Source organism: Anaeromyxobacter soli, from assembly GCF_022808855.1.
GTDB classification, from domain to species: Bacteria; Myxococcota; Myxococcia; order Myxococcales; family Anaeromyxobacteraceae; genus Anaeromyxobacter; species Anaeromyxobacter soli.
This window is the reverse complement of record NZ_JAKZLF010000032.1, coordinates 1-24,437: the sequence shown is the minus strand read 5'-3', so window position 1 is coordinate 24,437 and position 24,437 is coordinate 1. Positions and strand designations below refer to the sequence as shown.

General features: G+C 73.6%; 19 protein-coding genes. 10 read left to right on the top strand and 9 right to left on the bottom strand.

Features of this window, described 5'->3' with window-relative positions:
* From ureC to ureG, 3 genes are read left to right on the top strand one after another with little or no spacing between them, the layout of a single operon-like run.
* Positions 1-1,716 carry an urease subunit alpha gene (gene ureC, locus MLV88_RS18755; RefSeq protein WP_242359906.1) on the top strand — a complete coding sequence of 572 codons (1,716 nt, stop codon included), beginning with the start codon at positions 1-3 and terminating at the stop codon, positions 1,714-1,716.
* Positions 1,716-2,372, top strand: a complete 657-nt coding sequence (locus MLV88_RS18750) for an urease accessory protein UreF (RefSeq protein WP_242333214.1) — start codon at positions 1,716-1,718, stop codon at positions 2,370-2,372. The genes ureC and MLV88_RS18750 overlap by 1 nt, the downstream gene beginning before the upstream one ends.
* A 2-nt stretch (positions 2,373-2,374) precedes the next feature.
* On the top strand, positions 2,375-3,079 hold the full coding sequence (gene ureG, locus MLV88_RS18745; protein ID WP_242352051.1) for an urease accessory protein UreG: 705 nt from the start codon (positions 2,375-2,377) through the stop codon (positions 3,077-3,079).
* Positions 3,080-3,149: 70 nt separating this feature from the next.
* Here ureG and MLV88_RS18740 read toward each other — a convergent pair whose 3' ends face one another.
* Together MLV88_RS18740 and MLV88_RS18735 are read right to left on the bottom strand one after the other, a co-directional pair.
* Entirely contained in the window at positions 3,150-3,866 is a 717-nt protein-coding gene (locus MLV88_RS18740; protein WP_242352050.1) for a 3'-5' exonuclease, read from the bottom strand.
* An 11-nt stretch (positions 3,867-3,877) separates the two neighbouring features.
* The gene (locus MLV88_RS18735) at positions 3,878-5,803 is read right to left on the bottom strand and encodes a DUF294 nucleotidyltransferase-like domain-containing protein (protein WP_242352049.1); all 1,926 of its coding nucleotides are present in this window, start codon (positions 5,801-5,803) and stop codon (positions 3,878-3,880) included.
* 203 nt (positions 5,804-6,006) lie between these two features.
* Between MLV88_RS18735 and MLV88_RS18730 the strand changes: the two genes are divergently transcribed.
* Positions 6,007-7,740, top strand: coding sequence for a cache domain-containing protein (locus MLV88_RS18730; protein WP_242352048.1), 1,734 nt, complete (start codon positions 6,007-6,009; stop codon positions 7,738-7,740).
* Between the two features lie 25 nt (positions 7,741-7,765).
* On the opposite strand, the gene MLV88_RS18725 is transcribed toward MLV88_RS18730, so the two are convergent.
* The 3 genes from MLV88_RS18725 to MLV88_RS18715 form a co-directional block, all read right to left on the bottom strand.
* The gene (locus tag MLV88_RS18725) at positions 7,766-8,248 is read right to left on the bottom strand and encodes a hypothetical protein (RefSeq protein WP_242333204.1); all 483 of its coding nucleotides are present in this window, start codon (positions 8,246-8,248) and stop codon (positions 7,766-7,768) included.
* Positions 8,245-10,095 carry a glycoside hydrolase family 15 protein gene (locus MLV88_RS18720; RefSeq protein WP_243338372.1) on the bottom strand — a complete coding sequence of 617 codons (1,851 nt, stop codon included), beginning with the start codon at positions 10,093-10,095 and terminating at the stop codon, positions 8,245-8,247. The genes MLV88_RS18725 and MLV88_RS18720 overlap by 4 nt, the downstream gene beginning before the upstream one ends.
* A gap of 142 nt (positions 10,096-10,237) precedes the next feature.
* Positions 10,238-11,452 carry a pectin acetylesterase-family hydrolase gene (locus tag MLV88_RS18715; protein ID WP_243338371.1) on the bottom strand — a complete coding sequence of 405 codons (1,215 nt, stop codon included), beginning with the start codon at positions 11,450-11,452 and terminating at the stop codon, positions 10,238-10,240.
* Between the two features lie 93 nt (positions 11,453-11,545).
* Between MLV88_RS18715 and MLV88_RS18710 the strand changes: the two genes are divergently transcribed.
* Positions 11,546-14,293 (top strand): DEAD/DEAH box helicase, encoded by a 2,748-nt coding sequence (locus tag MLV88_RS18710; RefSeq protein ID WP_243338370.1) that lies wholly within the window; start codon positions 11,546-11,548, stop codon positions 14,291-14,293.
* An 81-nt stretch (positions 14,294-14,374) separates the two neighbouring features.
* A complete protein-coding gene (locus tag MLV88_RS24700; RefSeq protein WP_242352044.1) occupies positions 14,375-15,187 on the top strand; it encodes an SWIM zinc finger family protein in 813 nt (270 codons plus the stop codon).
* Positions 15,188-15,206: 19 nt separating this feature from the next.
* Here the strand turns inward: MLV88_RS24700 and MLV88_RS18700 are convergent, their stop codons facing one another.
* Entirely contained in the window at positions 15,207-15,923 is a 717-nt protein-coding gene (locus MLV88_RS18700; protein WP_243338369.1) for a succinate dehydrogenase, read from the bottom strand.
* Between the two features lie 258 nt (positions 15,924-16,181).
* Here MLV88_RS18700 and MLV88_RS18695 point away from each other — a divergent pair, with 258 nt between their 5' ends.
* Entirely contained in the window at positions 16,182-17,132 is a 951-nt protein-coding gene (locus tag MLV88_RS18695) for an NAD-dependent epimerase/dehydratase family protein (RefSeq protein WP_242333192.1), read from the top strand.
* Here MLV88_RS18695 and MLV88_RS18690 read toward each other — a convergent pair.
* Positions 17,086-18,048 (bottom strand): sigma-70 family RNA polymerase sigma factor, encoded by a 963-nt coding sequence (locus MLV88_RS18690; RefSeq protein WP_242333190.1) that lies wholly within the window; start codon positions 18,046-18,048, stop codon positions 17,086-17,088. The genes MLV88_RS18695 and MLV88_RS18690 overlap by 47 nt on opposite strands.
* A 264-nt stretch (positions 18,049-18,312) precedes the next feature.
* On the opposite strand from MLV88_RS18690, the gene MLV88_RS18685 reads away from it, so the two are divergent.
* Together MLV88_RS18685 and MLV88_RS18680 are read left to right on the top strand one after the other, a co-directional pair.
* A complete protein-coding gene (locus MLV88_RS18685; RefSeq protein WP_243338368.1) occupies positions 18,313-20,652 on the top strand; it encodes an aldolase/citrate lyase/malate synthase family protein in 2,340 nt (779 codons plus the stop codon).
* A gap of 139 nt (positions 20,653-20,791) precedes the next feature.
* On the top strand, positions 20,792-21,208 hold the full coding sequence (locus MLV88_RS18680; RefSeq protein ID WP_243338367.1) for a hypothetical protein: 417 nt from the start codon (positions 20,792-20,794) through the stop codon (positions 21,206-21,208).
* Between the two features lie 69 nt (positions 21,209-21,277).
* On the opposite strand, the gene ettA is transcribed toward MLV88_RS18680, so the two are convergent.
* Together ettA and MLV88_RS18670 are read right to left on the bottom strand one after the other, a co-directional pair.
* Positions 21,278-22,942: an energy-dependent translational throttle protein EttA gene (ettA, locus tag MLV88_RS18675; protein ID WP_242333184.1), complete on the bottom strand. Its 1,665-nt coding sequence runs from the start codon at positions 22,940-22,942 to the stop codon at positions 21,278-21,280.
* A gap of 105 nt (positions 22,943-23,047) precedes the next feature.
* Positions 23,048-23,902: an NmrA/HSCARG family protein gene (locus tag MLV88_RS18670; protein WP_243338365.1), complete on the bottom strand. Its 855-nt coding sequence runs from the start codon at positions 23,900-23,902 to the stop codon at positions 23,048-23,050.
* A 221-nt stretch (positions 23,903-24,123) separates the two neighbouring features.
* Here MLV88_RS18670 and MLV88_RS18665 point away from each other — a divergent pair, with 221 nt between their 5' ends.
* Complete coding sequence (locus tag MLV88_RS18665) at positions 24,124-24,324, top strand: hypothetical protein (protein ID WP_242333179.1); 201 nt, start codon at positions 24,124-24,126, stop codon at positions 24,322-24,324.
* The last annotated feature ends 113 nt before the right edge of the window (positions 24,325-24,437 follow it).

Genomic DNA, 24,437 nt, shown 5'->3' with positions numbered 1-24,437 from the left:
ATGACGCGGCGAATGGATCGGCGACAGTACGCCCAGGTGTACGGCCCGACGACCGGCGATCGCGTCCGCCTGGGCGACACGACGCTCGTGCTGGAGGTCGAGCGGGACCTCACGGTGTACGGCGACGAGTGCGTCTTCGGCGGCGGCAAGGTCCTGCGCGACGGCATGGGCCAGGCGGCCGGCGCGCCGCCGGACGAGGTGCTCGACCTCGTGGTGACGAACGCGCTCGTGCTCGACCACGGCGGCGTCTTCAAGGCCGACGTGGGCGTCCGGGGCGGCCGGATCTGGGCCATCGGCAAGGCGGGCAACCCCGACGCGATGGCGGGGGTGACGCCGGGGATGACCATCGGCCCGGGCACCGAGTGCATCGCCGGCGAGGGGCTCATCCTCACCGCCGGCGGCATCGACACGCACATCCACTTCGTCTCGCCGCAGCAGGCGTACGAGGCGATCGCGAGCGGCGTCACGACCCTGCTCGGCGGCGGCACCGGTCCGGCGACGGGAACGAACGCCACGACGTGCACGCCGGGCGCCCGCCACGTCGGCCTCATGCTCCAGGCCACGGACGCGCTCCCCGTCAACATCGGGCTCCTCGGCAAGGGCAACGCCGCGTCGCCCGAGGGGCTCGCGGAGCAGATCCGCGCCGGGGCCGTGGGCCTGAAGCTGCACGAGGACTGGGGGACCACCCCGGCCGCCATCGACACCTGTCTGCGCGTCGCCGACGCGCTCGACGTGCAGGTCGCCATCCACACCGACACCCTCAACGAGTCCGGCTGCGCCGAGCACTCGATCGCGGCGTTCGCGGGCCGCACGATCCACACCTTCCACACCGAGGGCGCGGGCGGCGGCCACGCGCCGGACATCATCCGCGTCTGCGGCGAGCCGAACGTCCTCCCCTCCTCCACGAACCCGACCCGGCCGTACACGGTGAACACCGTCGACGAGCACCTCGACATGCTCATGGTCTGCCACCACCTCGACCCCACGCTCCCCGAGGATCTCGCCTTCGCGGAGAGCCGGATCCGGGGCGAGACGATCGCGGCCGAGGACGTCCTGCACGACCTCGGGGCGATCTCGATGATGAGCTCGGACTCGCAGGCGATGGGCCGGGTGGGCGAGGTCGTCACCCGCACCTGGCAGACCGCCGACAAGCTGCGCCGGCAGCGCGGCCGGCTGGCGGAGGAGCGCGGCGACAACGACAACCTCCGCATCCGCCGCTACGTCGCGAAGTACACCATCAACCCCGCCATCGCGCACGGCCTCGCGGAAGAGGTCGGCTCGGTCGAGCCCGGGAAGCTCGCGGACCTGGTCCTGTGGCGGCCCGCGTTCTTCGGCGCGAAGCCCGAGCTGGTGCTCAAGGGAGGGCTCATCGCCTGGGCCCAGATGGGCGACCCGAACGCCTCGATCCCGACTCCGCAGCCGGTCCTCGCGCGCCCGATGTTCGGCGCGCTGGGGCGCGCGCTCGGGGCGACGAGCGTGGCGTTCGTGTCGCGGGCGGCGCTTCAGGCGGGCGAGGTGCAAGGCCTCGGGCTCGCGAAGCGGCTCGTCGCCGTGCACGGCTGCCGCGCCCTCGGCAAGAAGGACATGAAGCTCAACGACGCGCTGCCGCGGATGGAGGTAGATCCGGAGACGTACGAGGTGCGCGCGGACGGCGTGCTCCTCCGCTGCGAGCCTGCCGCCCGCCTCCCGCTCGCCCAGCGCTACTTCCTCTTCTGATGACCCCCTGGCTCTCCTGGCAGCTCGCCGACTCGGCGTTCCCCACCGGCGGCTTCGCCCACTCCGGCGGGCTCGAGGCGGCCGTGCAGCTCGGGCGCTGCGCCGGCGTCGCGGGGCTCGACGCCTTCGTGGTCGAGTCGCTCTGGCAGGCGGGCTCGCTCGCGGTCCCCTTCGTCGTCGCGGCGCTGCGCGCGCCGGAGCGGCTCGCCGAGCTCGACGCCCGCTGCGACGCCGCCATTCCCGGGCACGTCGCCAACCGCGCGAGCCGCGCGCAGGGGCGTGCGCTGCTCCGGGCCGCGGTCTCCCTCGGGCCCGCCGCGCGGGAGCTCGAGGAGGAGGTGCGGCACGCCGGCCTCGCGGGGCACCTCGCCCCGGTGTCGGGGGTGGTCCTCGGCCGCCTCGGCGCGTCCGAGGAGGAGGCCGCGCGGCTGCACCTGTTCCTCGCGGCGCGGGGGATCGTCTCCGCCGGCGTGCGGCTCGGCCTCTGCGGTCCGCTCGAGGCCCAGGCCGCCCTCGTCCGCGCCGGCGCGGTCGCGGACGCGGTCCTCGCCGCGACGGCCGGTCGGCCACCCGAGGAGGCCGCGGCGGCCTCGCCGCTCCTCGAGCTCCTGCAGTCCCACCAGGACCGCCTCTACTCGAGGCTCTTCCAGAGCTGACCATGAACGCGCTCTCGCTCCACTCCGGTCACGATCACGCCCCCGGGCCCGGCTCGTTCCGGGACCGCGGCGCCCCTCACGCGCGCGGCGACCTCCGGCGGCGCGCCTTCACGGTCGGAGTGGGAGGTCCGGTCGGGAGCGGGAAGACCGCGCTCGTCCTCGCGCTCTGCCGCGCGCTGCGCCACTCACGCTCCCTCGCGGTCGTGACGAACGACATCTTCACCCGCGAGGACGCCGAGTTCCTGGTCCGGAACCAGGCGCTGCCCGCCGAGCGCATCCGCGCCGTCGAGACCGGAGGGTGCCCGCACGCGGCCATCCGCGAGGACGTGACCGCGAACCTGCTCGCGCTCGAGGAGCTCACCCTGGCGCACGACCCCGAGATCCTGTTCTGCGAGTCGGGGGGCGACAACCTCGCCGCGCACTTCAGCCGCGAGCTCGCCGACTACACCATCTACGTCATCGACGTCGCGGGCGGGGACAAGGTGCCGCGCAAGGGCGGCCCCGGCATCACGCAGGCCGATCTCCTCGTGGTGAACAAGACGGATCTCGCCGAGGCGGTCGGCGCCGACCTCGGCCTCATGGCCCGCGACGCCGCGCGGATGCGCGGCGACGGCCCGGTGGTCTTCGCGCAGGTCACCCGGGGCGTGGGCGTCGCGGAGATCGCCGAGCACGTCCTCCACGCATACCGGCACGCGATCGGCGGATGATCTCGCCGGGGACCGCGCTGGCTGCGCCCCGCCCCTGCTCGCCAGCACGTGATCCTTCCCCGCTCGCGCGTCAGTACACCCCCGCCTCCCGGTACAGCGTCCGGAACTGAACGGCGCCCGAGGCCTCGAAGTCGCCCAGCAGCTTCAGGAACACCATGCCGGTGGTGAGCGCGTCGTAGAAGGCGTGGTGCGCCGGGTAGCGCGGCAGCCCCATCTCGATGACGATGTCCTCGAGGGCGGCGTCGGTCGAGGCCTGGCTCGCAGGCGACGTCCGCCGGCGCCACCAGCCGTACAGGAGGCGCGTGTCGAGCGCGGGGTTCTTGATCGATCGCTCCTTCCGCGACGCGAGCGCCGCGTTCAGGAAGCCGAGATCGACCGCCGTGAAGTGGCCGATCACGACGCTGTCGCCGATGAAGGCGAGCAGGCGGTCGAGCGCGTCGAGGAGCGGCATGCCGCGGCTGACCTCGTCGGGGCCGAGGCCGTGGATGAGGATGACCTCCTTCGGCGAGACCGCCTCGGTCGGCTTGAACACCTGGTAGAAGCGCTCGCTCATCACGATCCGGCCGTTGCGGATCCGCACCGCGCCGATGGAGAGGATCTCGTCCTTGGCGGGGTCGAGCCCGGTCATCTCGCAGTCGAGCACCGTGAACGTCATCGTCCGGATCGGCTGCGTCCACTCCTCCGCGCCGAGCGTCTTGCGCCGCGCGTAGCGGACCTCCGCGGCCGCGCCGGTGGCCTTGCGCCGGACGAGCCGGAGGAGCGCCGCGATCCCGGTGGTTCGGCTCATTGCGCTCCCTTTCACGCCTGGCGCAGGAACTTCCTGCGCGCGCTCGCCTGGGCACGTCCGATGAGCCCGAAGGTCTCCTCGAGGAACCGCTGCTCGAGGGTGGAGATCTCGTGCGTGCTGATGAGGTTGTCGGCCGGCACGCCCCCGCTCCCGAGCGCCGCCACCTGCCGGGCGAGCCGCAGCTGCATGAGGAAGGAGTACGCGTGCTTCATGTCGAGGCAGACCCGCGCGTCCACCTCGCCCTGCTGCGAGAGCTTCCGCAGCCGCTCGAGCGTGCTCGTCGCGCCGATGCCGTTCCAGAGGCCCTGCAGCCGCGTCAGCTCGCAGATGCGCGCGATGGGCTGCTTGATGTCGAACACGTCCTCCCGGCTCCCGCGCGTCTCCACCGAGATCCGCCCGAAGAGGCCGACGGGCAGCTCCTTGTCCACCACCGCCTGCGCGAGGAGGTTGAAGAACATCCCGGGCCTTGGCGCGAGCAGCTGGGTCACGTGGCCGCGGAGCTCCTCGGCGAGCGCGAGGTCTCCGTGCACCTCCCGGAAGTCGAAGAAGATGCTGGAGTTGAGCACCGCCTCCGGCTCCGGGACCCTCACCCACTTGCGGAAGTACTCCTTCCAGACGGACAGCGGCTGGCACCACTCCCGGTTGCTCGCCATCACCTCCCCGTCGCAGTACTCGACCCCGACCTCCTTCAGCCAGGTGCAGACGCGCTCGCCGAGCCGCGGGAAGTACTCCGCCGCCTCCGCCTCGCGCCCGGGGACGTCGGCGAACACCAGGGCGTTGTCCTGGTCGGTCACGAGGGTCTGCTCTCGCCGCCCCTCGCTGCCGAGGGCGAGGAACACGAACGGCGCGGGGGGCGGGCCCATCTCGGCGAGCGCCAGGTCGAGCACGCGCCTCACCGTGGCGTCGGACACGGCGCTGATGAGCCAGGTGAGGCTGTCCACCCGCGCCCCCTCGAGCATGAGCGCGCGGACCAGCCGGGGCAGGCGCGCCCGCTTCTCGGCGAGGTCCTTGCGGAGCCGGGTCTGCGCGATGTCCCGCAGGTACTCGAGCGGAGAGCTCCCGTGCGCGACGAGCAGATCGTCGTCCGCGAGCAGCCCGACGATCTCCCCACCCTCTCCGGCGACCGGCAGCGAGCGAACGCCGGAGCGCACCATCACCTCCATCGCCGCGGCGAGCGGCAACCCGGCCGCCATCGCCTCGCCGGCGGGGGTCATGACCTCCGAGACGGGCCGCGCCGCGTCGAGGCCGCTCGCCAGCGCCCGCGTGACGAGGTCCCGCTCGCTCACGAGCCCCACGAGCGCGCCGCCCGCGTCGCGCACGAGCAGCGTGTGGCAGCGCCGCACGGCCATCCGCTGCGCGACCTCCCGCACCGACTCCTCTCGCGAGCACCAGGCCACCTCCCGATCGCAGATCTCCCCGACCGTGCGGCTGAAGCCGACGGAGTCCGGATCGGGCGAGGTGAGGAGCCACTTCTGGCGCAGCCGCGCCCCCACGCGCTCGAGCATGCGGGGCCCGAGGCTCTCGGCGAAGAAGTCGTGGAACTCGCGGTGCCTCGCGCACGCCTCGAGGAACAGCGCCCCCGGCACCGCGTAGAGGAACGTGTCCTCCACCGCACGCACCGTGAACAGGGCGATCCCGCCGTTCGTCAGGACGCACGCCCCGCCGTAGGTCTGGCCGAGGCCGGCGGCGCGCCCCTGGGAGCCGGGCGCGGCCGCGTCGTCGAGGAGCTCGAGCGAGCCCTTCATGACGACGTAGACGTCGGTCACCGCCGACTGCCCCTGGGCGAAGAGCGTGCTCCCCCTCGGGTGGTACTCGATGGAGAGCGCGTCGCTGATGCGCTCGAGGTCGGCGTCCGGGAGGAAGTCGAACGGCGTGACCGAGCGCAAGAACTGGAACGCCGGGCTTCCCGTCACGAAGTGGAGGAGGCGATCGAGCATCGGCGGTCCCCGGCGCCCGTGAACGAATCGGCTCCCCGATTCCTTCGAGCTCTGCCTGCCCCCGTCCTTCGTGGCGTGCGTGGCCTGCGACGATCTGTCGAGCGCCCGCGATTATCCCAGCCCCCGACGCGCCTCCACAACCCCTCGTTGATCCGCCTTCGCGGGTCGGCCAGAATCCCGCCACCGCCGGTCCCGGAGCGCTCTTGACCCTGAAGCTCAAGCTGCAGCTGGCCATCTCCGTCGCGGTGCTGGTCACCGCGGGTGTCCTCGCGGGCTACGCCGTCGGGAGCATCCGCTCGCGGGCCGCGGAGGACATCGCGCGCATCCGGGCCGAGAAGACCGCGCAGGTGAAGCAGGACCTCACCGACAAGGTGAACACCGTCTACGCGCTCATCGACGCGCAGTACCGGGAGGCCGCGGACGAGCGCTACCTCGAGCAGAAGTACGGGCAGCGGCTCGAGGCGATCCTCGACGTCGCGGGCGCGACCCTCCGCGAGCACCTCGCGCGGGCGCGCCGGGGCGAGGTGTCGGTCGCGCGCGCGCAGGCGGACGCGCTCGAGACGCTCCGCGCGATGCGGTTCGACGGCGGCAAGGGGTACCTGTGGATCAACACCGTCGGCCGGCCCTACCCGACGATGCTCATGCACCCGCTCGTCCCGAGGCTCGAGGGGACGGTCCTCGACGCGCCCGAGTTCGACTGCGCGGGCGACGACGACCGTAACCTGTTCCAGCTCGCCGTCGAGCTCACCGCCGCGCGCGGGGCGGGCTTCATCCGCTACAGCTGGCCCGAGCCGGACGGGAACGCGCTCCTGCCGCGCATGCCCAAGTTCTCCTATGTCCGCCTGTTCAAGGAGTGGGGCTGGGTGGTGGGGACCGGCATCTACGTGGACGAGGCGGTGCGGGAGAAGCTCGCCGAGATCACCTCGGGCATCCGCAAGATCCGCTACGGCTCGGAGTACTTCTGGATCAGCACCGCCGAGACGCCGGTCCCGCGCATGGTGATGCATCCGATCCGGCCCGAGCTCGACGGCCGGACGATGGACGCGAAGGAGTTCGAGCTCGCGGTGAACGGCCGCGCCCAGAACCTGTTCTCGGCGTTCCGGGACATCTCCTGGAAGACCGGCGAGGGCTTCGTGGAGTACTCCTGGCCGAAGCCGACGGCGGAGGGGACCCCGGGCGCCGCGGCGCCGAAGCTCTCGTTCGTGAAGCGCTACCGGCCGCTCGACTGGATCATCGGCACGGGCCGGTACGTGGACGACATCGAGGTCGCCATCGCCGAGAAGACCGCGGCCGCCGAGGCGCAGGTCGGCGCCCTCGTCCGGCGCATCATGCTGGCGTCGCTCGTGGTGGTGATCCTGGCGGTGGCCGGGGTGAGCTTCCTCGCCGCCACCCTCACGCGGCCCCTCGCCACGCTGGTCGGCCTGTCCCGGGACATCGCGGACGACGAGAAGCACCTGTCGCGCCGCATCGGCCTGCGCTCGAAGGACGAGATCGGTCAGCTCGCCACCGAGTTCGATCACATGGCCGAGCGGGTCGAGGCGAGCTTCCGCAACGTCCGCGAGCAGCGCGAGCTGCTCCAGAGCGTCCTGTCGAACGTCCCGCACTCCATCTACTGGAAGGACCGGCGCTCCGTTTACCTCGGGTGCAACGACCGCTTCGCGCAGCGGTTCGGCCTCCCCTCCGCCGAGGCGATCGTCGGGAAGACCGACGCGCAGCTCGGCTGGAGCGACGAGCAGCGCGCGCGCCTCCTGGAGCGGGACCGGGGCGTCATGGACGCCGGAGCGCCGCTGCTCGACGCGCGCGAGACCCTGCGCGACGCGTCGGGCGGGGACATCGACTGCCTGGCGAGCCGGGTGCCGCTGCGCGACCAGGCCGGGAACCTCATCGGCGTGCTCGGCGTGTTCGTCGCGCTCCCGCCGGAGGCGCCCGCGCGCTGAGCGTCCCCGCGCGCTCAGCGGGCGCTCACCCGCCGGCGAGCCGGTAGAACGCCCCGAGGATCGCGCCGAACACCGCGTGCGCCGCGAGCGCACCGAGCGGCGTCCGGACCCCGTAGTTGAGCGCGAGGAAGCCGGGCGGCTCGAGCTGCCGCGTCACCGTGGGGCCGTGCGTCTCGCTCGCCATCCTGGGGTGCAGGCCGGGCAGGATCCGCATGCCGGCGGTGAGGACGAAGGCGGCGTGCACGACGCCGATGGCCGCGCCGAGCCACCAGGTGGCCCGGCCCCAGGCCTCGAAGGCGGCCACGTACAGGAGCGAGAAGAGCCAGCCGTTCACGAGGTGGACGGCGAACCCGAGGAGCTTCGCGCGATCGCGGCTCGGGGTGAACATGGTGCCGAGCATGTAGGGGAGGTTCATGCGCGTGAGGCGCAGCCCCTGGGTGCCCGCCAGGATCGTCGTGAGCACGATCGTCGCGACGAAGCCCCACAACAGCCAGCTCCCGACGCTCATGCGTCCGCCTCCTCGAGCGCCGCGCGCGGCGGGACCGCGTGCGTGAGCGGCGCCTCGCCCCGGAGCCGCTGCTCGAGCGAGAGCGCCGCGTTGATGAGCCCCACGTGCGTGAACGCCTGGGGGAAGTTGCCGAGCGCCTCGCCCGTCCCGGGGTCGAGCTCCTCCGCGAAGAGCCCCACGTCGTTCGAGAGCCGGCAGAGCCGCTCGAAGGTCTCGCGCGCCTCCGCTGCGCTGCCCGCGCCGAGCGCCAGCACCTCGGCGCCCCAGAAGCTGCAGATCCCGAACGCGCCCTCGCCGGGAGAGTCGCCGCTCCGGTAGCGGTAGAGGAGGCCGTCGCGCGCGCCGAGCCGCTCGCGGATCCGCGCGAACGTCGCGCGCATGCGCGCCGAGCGCGCGTCCTCGAACCCGTACCAGGCGAGCAGCAGCAGCGCCGCGTCGAGCTCCTCGCCGCCGAGCCGTGCGGTGTAGCTCCCGAGCCGCGCGTTCCAGGCGTGCTCCTCCACGTCGCGCCTGATGGCGGCGCGGTTCCGCTCGAACAGCTCGACCGGCGCGCTGCAGAGGTGCCCCTTCGCGTGCAGCTCGAGGAGCCGGTCGAGCGCGGTCCAGCACAGCACGCGCGAGTGGGTGTTGTGCCCCTTCCCGGAGCGCGGCTCCCAGATCCCCTCGTCGGCGCCCTGCCAGCTCCGGCACACCTCGTCCCCGAGCGCGCAGAGCATCCGCTGCGTCTCCCGGTCGAGCGTCCCGCCGCTCCGGACGAAGTGGGTCACCGCGTCGATCACCTCGCCGTAGACGTCGAGCTGGAGCTGATCCGCGGCGCCGTTCCCGACCCGCACCGGTCGCGACCCGCGGTGGCCCGCGAGGTGCTCGAGCGTGCGCTCGCGCGGGGGCGCGTTGCCGTGCACGTCGTAGAGGACCCGCAGCTCGGGCTGGGTGAGCCGCGTCGAGTGGAGGAGCCAGCTCACGAAGGCGTCGGCCTCGTCGCGGAAGCCGAGCCCGAAGAGCGCGCGCACGGTGAGCGCCGCGTCGCGCAGCCAGCAGAAGCGGTAGTCCCAGTTGAGATCGCCGCCCACGCGCTCGGGGAGCGACGTCGTCGCCGCCGCGACGACCGCGCCCGACGGCGCGTACACGAGGAGCTTCAGCGCGAGCGCGCTCCGCACCACCGCGTCGCGCCCGGGCCCGTCGTAGCGGAGCTGCCCGACCCAGGCGCGCCACCAGCGGACGGTGCGCGCGAGCGCCTCGCGCGTGGGCGCTCCGAGCGGCGGCAGGATCGCGGGCCACTCGTCGGCGTAGGAGAGCGACAGGTGCCGCGTCTCGCCGGCCTGCAGGACCGCTCTCCCGGTCGCACGCCCGGCGGGCTCGATCGCGAGCGGGAGATCCGCGCGGAGCGTGAGGAGGCCCGCCCGTGTCTCGGCCCGGAGGCCGAGCCCGCCGGCGTCGCGCAGCCGCGGCCCCACGCGGCCGTAGTCGGGCCGTGGCTCGAAGACGGTCTCGAGCTCCACCGTCCCGCGCTCGCACGTGGCCATCCGCACGAGCTCGTGGTCCGGGAGGAGCAGCCGCCGCTGCTCCTCCTGCGAGGCGACCGGCATGAAGTCCGTCACCGCCAGCGCGCCCGTCGCCGTGATGAACCGCGTCACGAGGACGTTCGTCTCCGGGAGGTAGTGGCGCTCCGAGCGGAACGGCGCGGCCGGGGCGAGCGTCCAGCGCCCGGCGCCGTCGTCGACGAGCGCGGCGAAGATCGAAGGGCTGTCGAATCGCGGCCAGCACAGCCAGTCGACCGTGCCGCCGCGCGACACGAGCGCGGCCGCCCGGCCGTTCCCCACGACCGCGTGATCGCCGATCCGCTCCACCGCCTCGCCCTCCTCCGGAGAGACGCACGGCGCCGGGGTCGGGTGACGCGCGAGCGAGCCCGGTCCACGCGAGCTTGAGCACGCGGCCCCGGACCGGCACGCCGTCGGCAGCGCAGCACGGCGTCGCGCCCCCCTTTGAGCCCTAGTCCGTCTCGCTCACCCAGGCCGCCGAGTCCGCGAGCATGAGCTCGAGCCAGGCCTCGAGCCCGGGGGCCGGCGTCGTGACGACGGTCGGATCCTCGAGCGTGGGGTGCGCGTCTCCCGTGGTGAAGAAGTACTTCGCGTTCGAGGTGGCCGGATCCATGACGCTCGTGCCGAGCAGGCGGAGCTCCGCCTCGAAGCGGTCCGCGGGCATCGGCGTGAACGCCGGGCTCGGCAGGAGCGTGAACGTCCCGAAGAAGCCCCGGATGGTGAGGTCCTGGAGGTGCGAGAGGAGCGCGATGCGGTCCCCCGGGTAGCGCTCGGCGAGCTCGCGCAGGCCCTGCGACAGGTCCGTCCGGCACCCCGGGCAGAAGCCGTCGAGCGACGCGCCCATGCCCCAGCGCGCGTACCAGGTGTCGCGCGTGCTCGCGGGGATCGCGGCGCCGGCGAGGGGCGGGCCGGAGTCGTCCACGAGATAGCCCTTGGCGTGCGGCCAGTAGCGTCGAGCGGCGGAGTAGCTCGACAGCGAGCCGAAGCCGCCCGCCGAGGAGCCGGACACGACGAGCTTCGCGGGGCTCGGGAACGTGGCCCCGAGCCGCTTCAGGAACGCGAGCACGTTCGCGTGCCCTACGTGGTGCCACGTGACCGAGGGCCGGCCTTGGATGGGTGAGGCGTATGTCGCGACCGCGTCGCCGCTGTGAACGTCGCCCGTGCAGTACGGCACGAACACGATCGTCGCGTCGCGCAGGGCGGCCGGGAGGTTCTCCCGTCTCACCCACGAGCGCGGGTACTTCGCGTAGATGTCGCGCGCGAACTCGTCCGGCCCGAACGGACCGCTGCTCGCGGTCTTCTGCACGAGCTCCGGCGCACCCCCGCAGGTGAAGAAGTCCCAGCACGCGCCGCCGCCCTGGAGGAACACGACGAGGTCCGTGCTCGCCGGCGAGCCCCAGCTCAGCGCGAGTCCGGTCGTGCTCGTCCCGAACTGATAGTCCCCCGACGGCTGCAGCACCGCGTCGGTGCAGAACGCGTCCTCGAACGGGATCCAGGTCCACCCCGCGGCCCCCGCGATCGCAGCGCCCTCGGTGCGCGAGATCGGCGCGCCCAGCGGCGGCGGCGTGGCGTCGCCGCCCGGAGCCGGGTCGTTTCCGCCTCCGCAGGCAGCCGCGGTGAGGAGCGCGACGGCGAGGAGGCGGCGCACGGCGTCCGGGATCCGCATGCGCTGCATCGTACCTCCGCGCTCGGGAGCGAGCAGCGCTCGCGTGCGCGGCGAAGGCGCGAGCGGCCCCCGAGCGCGCTATCTTCCGCGGCCGTGGAGCCCTTCACCGTCGCGCTGACCCCGTCAGGTCATCTCGTCCTGCGCCCGGGCGAGCCGGTGGACGCCCTGGGCGAGACCGTCGCCCGCCGCATCCGGGCCGCGCTCGAGCGGGGTCACGGCCCCGGCCTCCTTCACCTCGGCGCCCGCGAGGCGCGCACCGCGCTGCCGCCGGCGCTCGCGTTCTGGCGCGACTTCGCGCGCGCGTTCGTCGCCGCGCTCTGCGCCGTCCCGGACCTCGAGGAGCGGCGGGAGGACGCCGATCCGGAGCCGAGCCCGGGCGAGCTCGAGCAGCTCGCCGCGTCCGCGCCTCCGCTGCTCGGGGGCGAGTACCTCTCCCCCGCCGTGCTGCGCTCGCTTTGGGCGGACACGCTCGCCGCCTGGCGCGAGGAGATCGCCCGCGCGGCGGGGACGGTGCAGGCCTGGCTCGCGGAGCGTGACCCGGCCTGGAGCGTCGTCGGCCGCGTGCACCTGCACCTCGCCGAGAACCGCCAGGACCCCGAGCGTCCCTTCGCGTTCCTCGCGACGTACACGACCGGCCTCGCCCCGAGCGGCAGGCCCCGTCACCGCCGCCTCGGCGACGCCGTCCGCGAGGCGTCCTCCGCCGCCGACCGGCGCCGTCTCCTCGCGCTGCTCCAGCCCGTCCACCGCGCGTCCGAGCGGAGCCCTCTCGTGAAGGCCCTCGCCGACTCCGGCGCGCTCTTCCAGCCCCTCGCCTGGACCCCCGCCGAGGCGCACCTCTTCCTGCGCGAGGTGCCCGCCCTGGAGGAGAGCGGCGTCCTCGTGCGCGTCCCCGCGTGGTGGAGCGGACGGCACGCGCCGCGGCCTCGCGTGACGATGCGCGTCGGCGAGACGAAGCCCGCCGCGCTGGGGCTCGACGCCCTCCTCGACTTCGACGTCCGCCTGACGCTCGGAGAGGCCGAGCTCACGGAGGCGGAGCTGCGCGCGCTGCGGGCCGCCGGCAGCGGGCTCGTCCTGTTCAAGGGGCGCTGGGTCGAGATCGATCGCGAGCAGCTCGACCTGGTCCTAAAGCGCTTCCAGGACGCGCAGCGGACCGCGGCCGAGGGCGTCTCCTTCGTGGAGGCGATGCGCCTCGTGGCCGGCGCCGAGCTCGGCGCGGAGGTGGTCCTCCTCGACCCGAACCGGCAGTGGACGGGGGTCCGCGCGGGCACGTGGCTCGAGGAGACGCTCGCGTCGCTCCGGGGCGCCCGCGGCACCGAGGAGGCCGACCCCGGCGCCGCGCTCCACGCCACGCTCCGCCCCTACCAGCGCGAGGGCGTCCGCTGGCTCTGGACGCTCGCGCGGCTCGGCCTCGGCGGTTGCCTCGCCGACGACATGGGGCTCGGCAAGACCGTCCAGATCCTGGCGCTGCTCCTGCTCCTGAAGCGGCGCCGCCTCCTCGAAGGGCCCCACCTCCTCGTCGTGCCCGCGTCGCTGCTCGCGAACTGGAAGGCGGAGGCCGAGCGGTTCGCCCCGTCGCTCCGGGTGCTCGTCGCGCATCCCTCCGCCACGCCGCGCGAGACGCTCGCCGCCCTCGACGCCGACGCCCTCGCCGCGCACGACCTCGTGGTCGTGACGTACGGCGCGGTCGCCCGTCTGCCGTGGGCGACGCAGGCCGACTTCGGCCTCGCGGTGCTCGACGAGGCGCAGGCGGTGAAGAACCCGGCGGCGCGGCAGTCGCGCGCCGTGAAGGCGATCCGCGCGCGCGTCCGCTTCGCCCTGACCGGCACGCCCGTCGAGAACCGCCCGGGCGACCTGTGGTCCATCTTCGACTTCGTGAACCCGGGGCTCCTCGGCTCGGCGAAGGAGTTCGCGACGTTCCTGAAGCGCACCGCGTCGGCCGCCGCCGCGCCCCCGCCCCCGCCTCCGGCGCCGGCCCTGGACGGCGCCGCGCAGCCCTCGCCGTACGCCGCGGTCAGGGCCCTCGTCCGCCCGTACCTCCTGCGCCGCCTCAAGACGGACCGCGCGGTCATCGCCGACCTGCCCGCCAAGACGGAGGTGAAGGCCTTCTGCGCCCTCTCGCGGGCGCAGGCCGCGCTCTACGTCGAGTCGGTCGAGGCGCTCGCGCGCGAGCTCGCGGCCGTGTCCTCCGGCGACAGGGCGCGCCGGCGCGGCGTCGTCCTCGCGTACCTCCTCAGGCTGAAGCAGATCTGCAATCACCCCTCGCAGTGGCTCGGGGACGGCGAGTACGCCCCCGGAGCGAGCGGGAAGTTCGCGCGGCTCGCCGAGATCGCGGAGACCGTCGCTTCTCGCCAGGAGAAGGCGCTCGTCTTCACGCAGTTCCGCGAGATGACCGCTCCGCTCGCGCGCTTCCTCGCGAGCGCCTTCGGGCGCCCCGGGCTCGTGCTGCACGGGCAGACGCCCGTGAAGGACCGCGCGGCGCTCGTGCGGCGGTTCCAGGAGGACGAGACCGTCTCGTTCTTCGTCCTCTCGCTCAAGGCCGGCGGCACGGGCCTGAACCTCACGGCGGCCTCGCACGTCGTCCACTTCGACAGGTGGTGGAACCCCGCCGTCGAGACCCAGGCGACCGACCGCGCGTTCCGCATCGGCCAGAGGAAGGCCGTGCTCGTGCACAAGCTCGTCTGCCGGGGCACGATCGAGGAGCGCATCGACGCGATGCTCGAGGACAAGCGGAGGCTCTCGCAGGAGCTCCTCGAGGGGACGGACGAGATCCGCCTGACGGAGCTCGACGACCGGGAGCTCCTCCGCCTCGTGTCGCTCGATCTGCGCAGCGCGGAGTTCTGATCGTGAGGGGAGCCGCCCCGGGCTGCGCCCCCCGCCCCGGCGGACTCGCCTCGCGCGCCGGTCGCCGCTTAAGATCGCACGGTGGCGTTCGAGGACGGCGATCGGTTCCCCGAGTACGTGACGGCGGCCGAGCGCCGGCTGCGCGCCGAGCTCGCGCGCAAGCGCCTCGTGCGCAAGGGCATCGTGCCGCAGCCCGTCGCCATCGAGGGGCGCGACCTCGCCACCACGTTCTGGGGCAGGGCCTGGTGCGACCAGCTCGAGTCTCTCGCCGATCTCGCGACGCGCCTGCCGCGCGGCCGCGCCTACGCGCGGAACGGCTCGGTCGTGCACCTCGCGATCTCGCGCGGGCTCGTCAGCGCGTTCGTGAGCGGCACCGAGCTCTACGAGGCCGAGGTGCGGATCCGCCCGCTGTCGCCGGCGCGCTGGCGCGCCGTGAGGCGGGCCTGCGCGGGCCGCATCGCCACGGTCGTGGAGCTCCTCTCCGGGCGGCTCTCCTCCGCCGTGATGGAGGTGCTGTGCGACCGCGAGCGCGGGCTGTTCCCGACGAGCGCAGAGCTCGACCTGCGCTGCTCGTGTCCCGACGAGGCCCGGCTCTGCAAGCACCTCGCGGCCGTGCTCTACGGCGTCGGCGCGCGCCTCGACCAGGCCCCGGAGCTGCTCTTCACGCTGCGCGGCGTGGAGATGGCCGAGCTCGTCGAGGAAGCCGGCGCCGCCGGGACGGTCGCGTCCGAGGCGCCGCCCGGCGCCGCGCTCGTCGCGGACGATCGGCTGGCGGAGATCTTCGGCATCGAGCTCGAGCTCTCCCGGCCCGCGCGCCCCCGCGGGCGAGGCGCGAGGCCCGCGGCGCCGGCCCCGCGGCGCCGGCGTGCGAGGGGCTCGCGGCGAGGCCGGTGAGGCGGGCACGGCGGGAGCGTCACCCTCCCCCCGCCCGCCACAGGGCCCAGACTGCGGTCCACCCCATCGCGAGGAGCACGACGAAGGCCGCCCCCGACGTGAGGCTCAGGCGCGACATCGTCCCGCGCCCGAAGCGGAGTCCCCACCCGACCCCGACCGCCTGCAGGCCGTTCGCGAGGTGGTACGCCGTCCCGAGCACCCCGAGCACGTACACGACGAGTGTCGGCAGGTGGAACCGCATCTGGTGAGCCAGATGCTCGAACGGCTCGGGTCCGCCCTGGAGGAGGCGCGGCCGGATGAGCGCGAGCCACAGGTGAGCTCCCAGGAACAGGAGGAGGCCCAGGGCGGAGAGGCGGTGCAGGCCATGCCGCAGGCTCGCGAACCGGCCCACGTGGCGCGGCACGCGCGTCCGCGGGAGCCGCGCGAGGCCCCAGCCCGAGTGGAGCAGGAGCGGCACGAGCACGACCGCGAGCGTCACCGCCTGCGTTGCCGGGCTCGAGTGCTCGGTGACCGCGCGCTCCCACGCCGCCCCCCCGCGCAGCGCGGCGAGGTTGTCCCACAGGTGGTTCACGGTCCAGACGCCCACCGGCAGGAGCCCGAGGAGCGACGCGAGCTTCGAGCCCAGGAACGTGCCCGCCACGACGCCGGCGCGAACCGGACGCGCGCCGGCAGCGGACCGCTGCCCGTGCCGCTCGCCGGCTCCGACCGGCCGCTCCGCCTCGATCGTGCTCGCCATGCCGTGTCCACGCGCGAGCGGCCCCGGAGGTTACGGCCGCCCGCGGCGCTCGCGCAGCCCCGCCCGCGTCACCTTCCTCCGTGTACGCGCCCGCGGCCCTGCGGCGCGCTCGCCGGAGGTCGAGCACGCGGACGCGTCGGTCCCGCGACCCGGGGCTCTCATCCCGCACGGCCCCGAGGCCGGTCGGATCGGGGGCTCGGCCGGGGCCCCACGTAACCTTCGCGCCTCCTCGCTCGTGAGGTGGCGCAAGGAGGCAGGATGAGGATCTTCATCACGGGTTCCACGGGAGTCATCGGCCGGCGGGTGGTCCCCGCGCTGCTCGCGGCCGGCCACGAGGTCACCGCGGTGGCGCGGGCGCCGGAGGCGCGCGAGCGGCTCGTCCGCGCCGGGGCCAACGCCATCGCGCTCGATCTGCTCGACCCAGCCGCCGTTCGGCGCGCCGTCGCGGGCCACGAGATCGTCGTGAACCTCGCGACGCACATCCCGTCGCCGGGGCGGATGCTCCTGCCCTTCGCGTGGCGCGAGAACGACCGCCTCCGCCGCGAGGCCTCCGCGAACCTCTGCGAGGCGGCGCTCGCCGGCGGGGCGTCTCGCTTCGTCCAGGAGTCCTTCGCGCTCGTCTACGAGGACGCCGGGGACGCGTGGGTGGCCGAACGCTCCCGCATCCGGCCGGTCCGCTACAACCGCTCGGTCCTGGACGCCGAGCGCGCCGCGGCCCGCTTCGCGAGCCATGGGGGAGCGGGCGTGGTGCTCCGCTTCGCCGCGTTCTACGGCCCGGACGCCTCCCACCTGCGGCCGCTCCTGGCCGCGGCGCGGCGGGGCTTCGCCGCCCTGCCGGGCGCCGGCGACGCCTTCATCTCGTCGATCTCCCACGACGACGCGGCGTCGGCGGTCGTGGCGGCGCTGAGGGTCCCCCCCGGCGTCTACGACGTCGCCGACGACGAGCCCGTCCGCCGCCGCGAGTACTTCGACCTGCTCGCGGCCGCCCTGGGCGTCCCGCCGCCGCGCCTGCTTCCGCCCTGGGTGAAGCTCGTCTCCGGCTCGCTCGGCGAGCTCCTGGCGCGCTCGCTCAGGATCTCCAACTGGAAGCTGCGCGAGGCCGCGGGGTGGGCGCCCCGGTATCCGAGCGTGCGCGAGGGCTGGGCGGCGACGATCGGCGCGCTCAGCGAGCAGCCGGCTGCGCCGGCGGAGCTGGAGGCAGCGCCGTGAGCTTGCGCGGCGCGGCGATGGCGTGGATGCGCGCGATGCGGCCCTCGGCGTCGAGATCGACGCGCAGCACGATGCGGGGCGCGACCCGCGGCCCGCCCGCCGGCAGGTCCACGACGAGCGCGGGGAGGCCGTTGAGCCGGACCCAGGTCGCTCTCCGCTCGCCGCCGCCTCGCGGCGTGACCCCGACGAAGAACCGCGCGACGTTGCGCGCGCCCTCGAGCACCCGCGGCGCCGCCAGGTACTCGCCGCCACCGTCCGAGACGGCGCGCGCGTCCGCGGCGAGGAGCGCCTCCGCCCGGGCCAGGTCGCCCGCAAGGATCGCCCCGACGAACGCCTCCAGCGCCGCCCGCGTGCGCGCCTCCAGCGCCGGAGACGCGGGCAGGCGCGCCGCGTCGTAGCCCTCCATCGCGCGCCGCGCGCGGAGGTGCGCGACCTTCACCGCCCCCTCCGTGGTGGAGAGCACCGCCGCCGCCTCGCGCACCGAGTGGCCGAGCACGTCGCGGAGGAGGAGCACCGCGCGCTGCAGCGGCGTCAGCCGCTCGAGCGCGACGAGGAACGCGTAGGAGGCCGACTCCGCGGCGTCGTAGCGCGCGTCCGGCGTCGGCTCCAGGTCCGGCGTGTCCGTCGGGACCGGGGCGGGCAGCCACTGGCCCGTGTACCCGCGGACGCGGCGGCGGCGCAGGTGATCGATCGCGAGCCGGACGGCGACCCGCGCGAGCCAGGGCCGCAGCGGCTCGCCCGACCGATCGGGGCGCGCCGTGAGCGCGCGCGTGAACGTCTCCTGGACGAGGTCGTCCGCGTCCGCCGCGACCCCGGTCATGCGGTAGCAGATGCCCCACACCGCACGCCGGTGCCCGTCGAGCGCCTGTCCGAGCGCGCGGTTCTTCGGTTCGAGAGCTGGGGCCTTCGCAGCCATGGTGGTCATGGGGGGCGATCACGCCCGACGGTGGCAGAAGGTAACGAGGCCATCGCCGCGCGCAGCGCGCAATGGGGCGGCGGGCGGGCGGAGTCCACCTCGTTGGCAGCCCGGCGCCTCCGGCCGGTGGGCCCGGAAGGGTCTCGCCGGATTCCGCCGCGGGTGGCGCGAGGGACCCAACCTTCCTGGTCCATGCCCATGGCGCGCGTGTGTGCCACTACACCTGATCGCGCAGGCGCGCCTGCAGAGAGAGGACCAGAGCCCATGATCCGTCCGGACATCCTCCAGCAGTTCCCGCAGCTCTTCGGGACCCAGCGCGTGAACGGCCGCGAGATCGACGTCGAGCAGACGATCGCGACGCTGACCCGCGAGCTGCGCCCCGCGATCGCCGCCGCCCTCACCGCGCGCCGGGCCCTCCTGCAGGACCCGGCGCCGGCCCGCACGAAGTACGCGTGGCCGCGCTGGGACGAGACGTTCGAGGATCCGGTGAGCGGCAAGGCCTGGACGTACCGCGAGATCGTCCAGGGCCTCGTGGACAACTTCCTCGGCCGCGAGAGCGAGCGGCGCTGGCGCCTCAACGACGAGGTGCCCATCCCCGACCACGTCCACCCGACGAAGAACCCGGGGCTCGAGCTCACCGGGCCATGGCACCCGCTCGACATGGCGTTCAACGCGCTCAACTCGCCGGCGCCGATGAACATGCCGGACTTCGAGGACGCGTCGCCGCCGCACTTCCAGCCCGACGGCACCCCCACGAACCAGCCGGTGGGCATCTTCGCCGCGATGGCGAACGCGAAGGAGATCCACGAGGGCCGCTGGACCGGCCGCCCGTACGAGGTGGTGAAGAAGGGCAAGAAGCGCGCGTACCAGATCACGAAGCCGCCGGCGCAGTGGCCGACGCGGCTCGCCCGGCCGCCGAGCCTGCACCTGCGCTACGACCACGTCCTCGTGGACGGCGAGCCGGCGCCCGGGCTCGTGGTCATCACGACGCTGTGGGCCCTCAACAACTACGACGCCCTCACCCGCGCCGGCAGCGGCGTCTACTACTACATCCCGAAGCTCCAGACGCCGCGCGAGGCGCTCATCGTCGAGCGGCTGCTCTCGCGCCTGGAGGGGCTCATCGGCGTCCCCGCGGGCACCCTCAAGGTGAAGATGCTGTACGAGGAAGGGAACGCGGGCCGCTACCTCCCCGGCATCGCGTGGGTGCTGCGCCGGCGGCTGCTCGGCATGAACGTCGGCCGCTGGGACTACCTCGGCAGCATGATCGAGCTCTGGAAGGACGATCCCGCCGGGATCTTCCCGGACCCGCAGAGCATCGGGATGGCGACGCCGATCATGATCGCCTACCAGCGCTACGCCGCGCTCATGATGCTCATGGCCGGAATGAAGGGCGGCGCGCTCACGAACGCGGCGCCCATCGGCGGGATGGCCGCCGTCATGATCTACCAGGGCGGCGATCCGTACGGGCGCTCCCGCTACAACCCGGTGGCGCTGCGCGCCATCACGATCGACAAGCTCCGCGAGCGCATCCTGGGCCTCATGTTCATGCCCGAGGCGCCGCTCGCGGCGGACGCGCAGCCGACGCTCGCCGACATCCTCGCCGGCAAGGTGAAGGGCACGCTCCACGACGCCTTCCGGCAGAGCTGGGTGGCGAGCCCGGAGGCGGAGTACGTCGCCGCGGGCAACGGCCCGCTCCGCGCCGAGCTGTCCGGCCTCCAGGCGCTCGTCGAGGCGAAGCTCGAGACCATCGACGTGAAGGGGAAGGCGGTGCCGACGGTGGCGAGCGGCCTCGACGCGGCCGAGCGGCAGCTCTTCCAGTCGCGCGGGCTCCTCGACGCGCAGGGCAGGATCACGCCGTCGATCGTCCGCAAGGAGCAGCTCGACGCGCCGGAGAAGATCTTCTCGGCCGAGCGCTGGGAGGCGATCTACGCGCCGCCCAGGGGCGACGTGACGATCGAGCACGTGCAGCACTCGTTCTACATGGCCGCGAACTACGGCTTCCAGATCCTGAACGGCAACTTCGCCGCGGCCATCGACGACTACGAGCTCCGGCAGCGGTTCATGAACGACCTCGCCACGTACCGGATCTACGTGTCGTGGCTGTGGACGCTGGTCCAGCACCAGGCGCCGATCACGAAGGACGGCCACCTGCAGCGGCAGACCCTCACCGAGGACGGCGTCGTCATCGGCGCGAACGCGGAGCCGATCAAGGCCGGGACGCGCTTCACCCGCGACCTGTTCCAGAAGGTCTGGGACTACCACTTCGAGTGGACGCGGGAGTTCTTCGCGGAGCAGGACCGTCGGGGCGACCCGCCGCGCTTCGACCGCTCCAAGGCCGACGTGATCATGGAGCTCCTGAAGCGCCAGCTCCTCTCGCCCCGCTACGTCCAGCACAGCGCGCGCGTGCTGTTCGTGGTCGGGCAGGCGAACGCGCGGGAGCGCGGGCAGATCCTGGACGCGATCTTCGACCTCGAGCGCCCGGAGATCGTCGAGGGCGTCCGCACGGGCGCGCTCGCTCCGGCCGCGCTCTCGTCGCACGACTACGTGCACGACGTCTTCGGAGGGGACTCCGCGTCGCAGCCGGTCGGTCCGGCGCGGAGCTGAGCGGCCGCGCGGGGCGCCCCGCGGGACGCGACGTCACGGGGCGCGGGTGGCGCCGGCGAGGTGCGCTCTCCGCGCACCTCCGCTCCCTTGATGCCCGTCAATCGAGCCGCTAGCGTGGGACCTCCACTGGAGGTCACTCATGCGCCTGCGCCTGCCGTCCGTCGCCCTCGCCACGATCCTCGCGGTCTCGCTCGCGGCCTGCGGCGGGTCGGACTCCGGCTCGGCGCCGGTCCAGCCTCAGTACCAGCCGCAGATCACGAACGTCGCCGACAGCTTCGGCTTCCAGCTCACGGGCGTGGCGAACGGCGACGGGACGCTCTCGTACACGTGGCACAACACCGGCACGATGGCCTCCGTCGACCGCTCGAGCGCCGTCAGCGCCGGCAGCGTGACGCTCACGCTGCGTGACGCCGCCGGCGCGCAGGTCTACCAGGGCGCGCTCGACGGCGCGACCGGCTCGGTGTCGACCGTGGCCGGCGCCGCGGGCGACTGGACCATCGTCGTGGACTTCACGCACACCACCGGGACGATCAACTTCCGGGCGCAGAAGCAGTAGCGGCTCGCCCCGGCCGCCGGCCCGGCGCTGCGCGGCCGCCCGCGCGGTGAGGCGCGCCGCGCCGCGCGCCTACCGGCTGATCGGCTTGTACCGGATGCGCCGCGGCTTCGCCCCCTCCTCGCCGAGCCGCCGCCGCTTGTCGGCCTCATACTCCTGGTAGTTGCCGGTGAAGAACGTCCACCTCGACTCGCCCTCGGCGGCGAGGATGTGCGTCGCGATCCGGTCCAGGAACCAGCGGTCGTGGGAGATGACCATGACGCTGCCCGCGTACTCGAGCAGGGCGTCCTCGAGCGCGCGCAGGGTCTCGACGTCGAGGTCGTTCGACGGCTCGTCGAGGAGCAGCACGTTGCCGCCGGTCATGAGCGTCTTCGCGAGGTGGAGCCGGCCGCGCTCCCCGCCGGAGAGCGCGCCGACGATCTTCTGCTGGTCGGCGCCCTTGAAGTTGAAGCGCCCGATGTAGGCGCGGCTCGGCATCTCGAAGCGGCCGACCTGGATGACGTCGCGCCCGCCCGAGAGCTCGTCGAAGACGGTCTTGTCGCTCGCGAGGTTCTCGCGGCTCTGGTCGACGAACGCGAGCTTCACGGACTGGCCGAGGGCGACCTCGCCCGCGTCGGGCTTCTCGGCGCCGGTGATCATCTTGAACAGCGTGGACTTGCCCGCGCCGTTCGGTCCGATGATCCCGACGATCGCGCCCGGCGGGACGATGAACGACAGGTCGTCCATGAGCAGCCGGTCGCCGAAGCCCTTCGTGACGCCCTTGAACTCGATGACCTTGTCGCCGAGCCGCTCGGCCACCGGGATGAAGATCTCCTGCGTCTCGTTGCGCTTCTGGTACTCGACGCTGGAGAGCTCCTCGAAGCGGGCGAGGCGCGCCTTGCTCTTCGCCTGCCGCGCCTTCGGGTTCTGCCGCACCCACTCGAGCTCGAGCTTCATCGCCTTGATGCGCGCGCTCTCCTGCTTGGCCTCGACCTCGAGCCGCTGCTCCTTCTGGTCGAGCCAGGAGGAGTAGTTGCCCTTCCACGGGATGCCGCGGCCGCGGTCGAGCTCGAGGATCCACTCGGCGGCGTTGTCGAGGAAGTAGCGGTCGTGCGTGACCGCCACGACCGTCCCCGGGAAGCGGGTGAGGAACTGCTCGAGCCACTCGACCGACTCCGCGTCGAGGTGGTTCGTCGGCTCGTCGAGGAGCAGCATGTCCGGCTTCGACAGCAGGAGCTTGCAGAGCGCCACGCGCCGCTTCTCGCCGCCGGAGAGGTGCTTGATGGTCGCGTCCCAGGGCGGCAGGCGCAGCGCGTCGGCGGCGATCTCGAGCGCGTTGCCGGTGTCGGCGCCCGCGCTCTCGATGATCGCCTCGAGCCGCGCCTGCTCCTCGGCGAGCTTCTCCATGTCGGCGTCGGGCTCGCTGTAGGCGGCGTAGACCGCCTCGAGCCGCTTCTGCGCCTCCGCCACCTCGCCCTGGGCGGACTCGACCTCCTCGCGCACGCTCCGGTCGCCGTCGAGCCTCGGCTCCTGGGGCAGGTAGCCGATCTTGATGCCGTTCTGGCGCTGCAGCTCGCCGTCGAACTCCTCGTCCACGCCGGCCATGATCCGCAGCACGGTGGACTTGCCGGCGCCGTTCAGGCCGAGGAGGCCGATCTTGGCGCCGTGGAAGAAGGAGAGGGAGATGTCCTTGATGATCTGCCGCTTGGGCGGGACGACCTTGCTCACGCGGAGCATCGACATCACGTACTGGGCCATGGCGCTCGGGGGTGAAGGTGGAGTGGAAGGCGCGAGAGCCTAATCGAAAACCCGCCCCGTTGCCCGGGCGCGATGGCCCCACGCTCCGGGGAGCGGCCTCTCGCCTCAGCGGCGGCGCTTTTGGCTTGCCCACTCCCGCAGCGTCAGGGGCCGGATGCCCCAGCGCGCCTCGAGGGCCGGGATGTCGGCCGAGTAGCCGACCCGCTCGAACCACTCCAGCATGAGCGCGAAGTCCTCGCTGTTCGCCCGCACGGCCTCCATCGGGATCTGCCGGTAGGCGACCTTCCGCCCGACGAACCCGCTCACCGCCTCCGCCGCCTCCGGCAGGGTCACGGCGTCGCCCGCGAGGTCCGTCTCGGAGCCGCTCCACTTCTCCGCCTCGGCGAACGCCTGCGCCGCGAACCGCCCGATGTCGTCGGAGGCGATCATCTGCAGCTTCGTCGCCGGGCTGAGCGCGCTCACGAGCGCGTCTCCCTGCAGGAACCCGGGCGAGACGAGGTTATCCATGAAGAAGACCGGCCGCAGGATCACGTGCGACGGGAACCTGAGCGACCGCAAGGACTCCTCCACCCGCGCCTTGCTGTCGAAGTGCGGGATCCGGGTCGCGAGGTGCGCCGAGCCCACCGAGCTGTAGACGAAGTGCTGCACGCCCTGGCGCCGCGCCAGCTCCGCGAGGCGCTTCCCCTGCTGCTCCTCCCGCTCGACGCCCGCCTCCCAGGTGTTCTGCACCGCGAACACGCCCCACGCGCCTGTGAGCGCGCGCGAGAGCGACGCGGCGTCGTCGAGGTCGCCCCGGACCACCTCCGCCCCGAGCGCCGCGACCGCCTTCGCAGCGTCCCCCTCCGGCTTGCGCGTCATCGCCCGGAGCGCGAAGCCGCCGCGCTCCGCGAGGTGACGGAGCGTGGCGCCGCCCTGCCTGCCGGTGGCGCCCGTGACGAGCACGATCCTCTCCTCGGCCATGCGCTGTCCCTCCTCGACGAGCCTCGGCGGCGAGGCCCACTCCATTTCCTGTCGAGGCCGGCGCCGCCACGCACCGCGCGGGACCCACCGGGCGCTCGCCCGGACGGCGGCATGCCCGTGCAGGCGATCCCATCCTTCCCCCCGCGACGCCCACCTTGTTCGAGCGTCGCCTGCCCGCACGGCGCAATTGAGCAGTGACCAGGAAACGAAGAGGAGCTCCCATGGCGAACCCAGCAGAGCCGCAGCAGACGCCGTCCGCCTCGTCGCAACCCCGGGCCGCGCGCCTCGCGGCGCTCCGCGACGAGCTCGATCACCGCATCGACGAGATCGTCGACGCGGGCGCCGACCGCCAGCCGACGCTGAAGAAGGAGTTCGACGCCGCCTGGAACGAGCTGAAGAGCGAGGCCGACAAGCTGCACTGAACGTCGAACGGGGGCTGCGCCCCCGCCCCGCCGAGCAAAGCTCGTCGGGGGCCCACCCCTGCTCGCCGGGTCCCGTGCGACGCCGCGAGCGGCTTCGCCGCTTCCGCGGCGTC

Excerpts from the sequence above, each read along its gene's own strand:
- ureC (WP_242359906.1), top strand. The coding sequence starts at position 1 with ATGACGCGGCGAATGGATCGGCGACAGTACGCCCAGGTGTACGGCCCG.
- MLV88_RS18750 (WP_242333214.1), top strand. The coding sequence starts at position 1,716 with ATGACCCCCTGGCTCTCCTGGCAGCTCGCCGACTCGGCGTTCCCCACC.
- ureG (WP_242352051.1), top strand. The coding sequence starts at position 2,375 with ATGAACGCGCTCTCGCTCCACTCCGGTCACGATCACGCCCCCGGGCCC.
- MLV88_RS18740 (WP_242352050.1), bottom strand. The coding sequence starts at position 3,866 with ATGAGCCGAACCACCGGGATCGCGGCGCTCCTCCGGCTCGTCCGGCGC.
- MLV88_RS18735 (WP_242352049.1), bottom strand. The coding sequence starts at position 5,803 with ATGCTCGATCGCCTCCTCCACTTCGTGACGGGAAGCCCGGCGTTCCAG.
- MLV88_RS18725 (WP_242333204.1), bottom strand. The coding sequence starts at position 8,248 with ATGAGCGTCGGGAGCTGGCTGTTGTGGGGCTTCGTCGCGACGATCGTG.
- MLV88_RS18715 (WP_243338371.1), bottom strand. The coding sequence starts at position 11,452 with ATGCGGATCCCGGACGCCGTGCGCCGCCTCCTCGCCGTCGCGCTCCTC.
- MLV88_RS18700 (WP_243338369.1), bottom strand. The coding sequence starts at position 15,923 with ATGGCGAGCACGATCGAGGCGGAGCGGCCGGTCGGAGCCGGCGAGCGG.
- MLV88_RS18695 (WP_242333192.1), top strand. The coding sequence starts at position 16,182 with ATGAGGATCTTCATCACGGGTTCCACGGGAGTCATCGGCCGGCGGGTG.
- MLV88_RS18690 (WP_242333190.1), bottom strand. The coding sequence starts at position 18,048 with ATGGCTGCGAAGGCCCCAGCTCTCGAACCGAAGAACCGCGCGCTCGGA.
- MLV88_RS18685 (WP_243338368.1), top strand. The coding sequence starts at position 18,313 with ATGATCCGTCCGGACATCCTCCAGCAGTTCCCGCAGCTCTTCGGGACC.
- MLV88_RS18680 (WP_243338367.1), top strand. The coding sequence starts at position 20,792 with ATGCGCCTGCGCCTGCCGTCCGTCGCCCTCGCCACGATCCTCGCGGTC.
- ettA (WP_242333184.1), bottom strand. The coding sequence starts at position 22,942 with ATGGCCCAGTACGTGATGTCGATGCTCCGCGTGAGCAAGGTCGTCCCG.
- MLV88_RS18670 (WP_243338365.1), bottom strand. The coding sequence starts at position 23,902 with ATGGCCGAGGAGAGGATCGTGCTCGTCACGGGCGCCACCGGCAGGCAG.
- MLV88_RS18665 (WP_242333179.1), top strand. The coding sequence starts at position 24,124 with ATGGCGAACCCAGCAGAGCCGCAGCAGACGCCGTCCGCCTCGTCGCAA.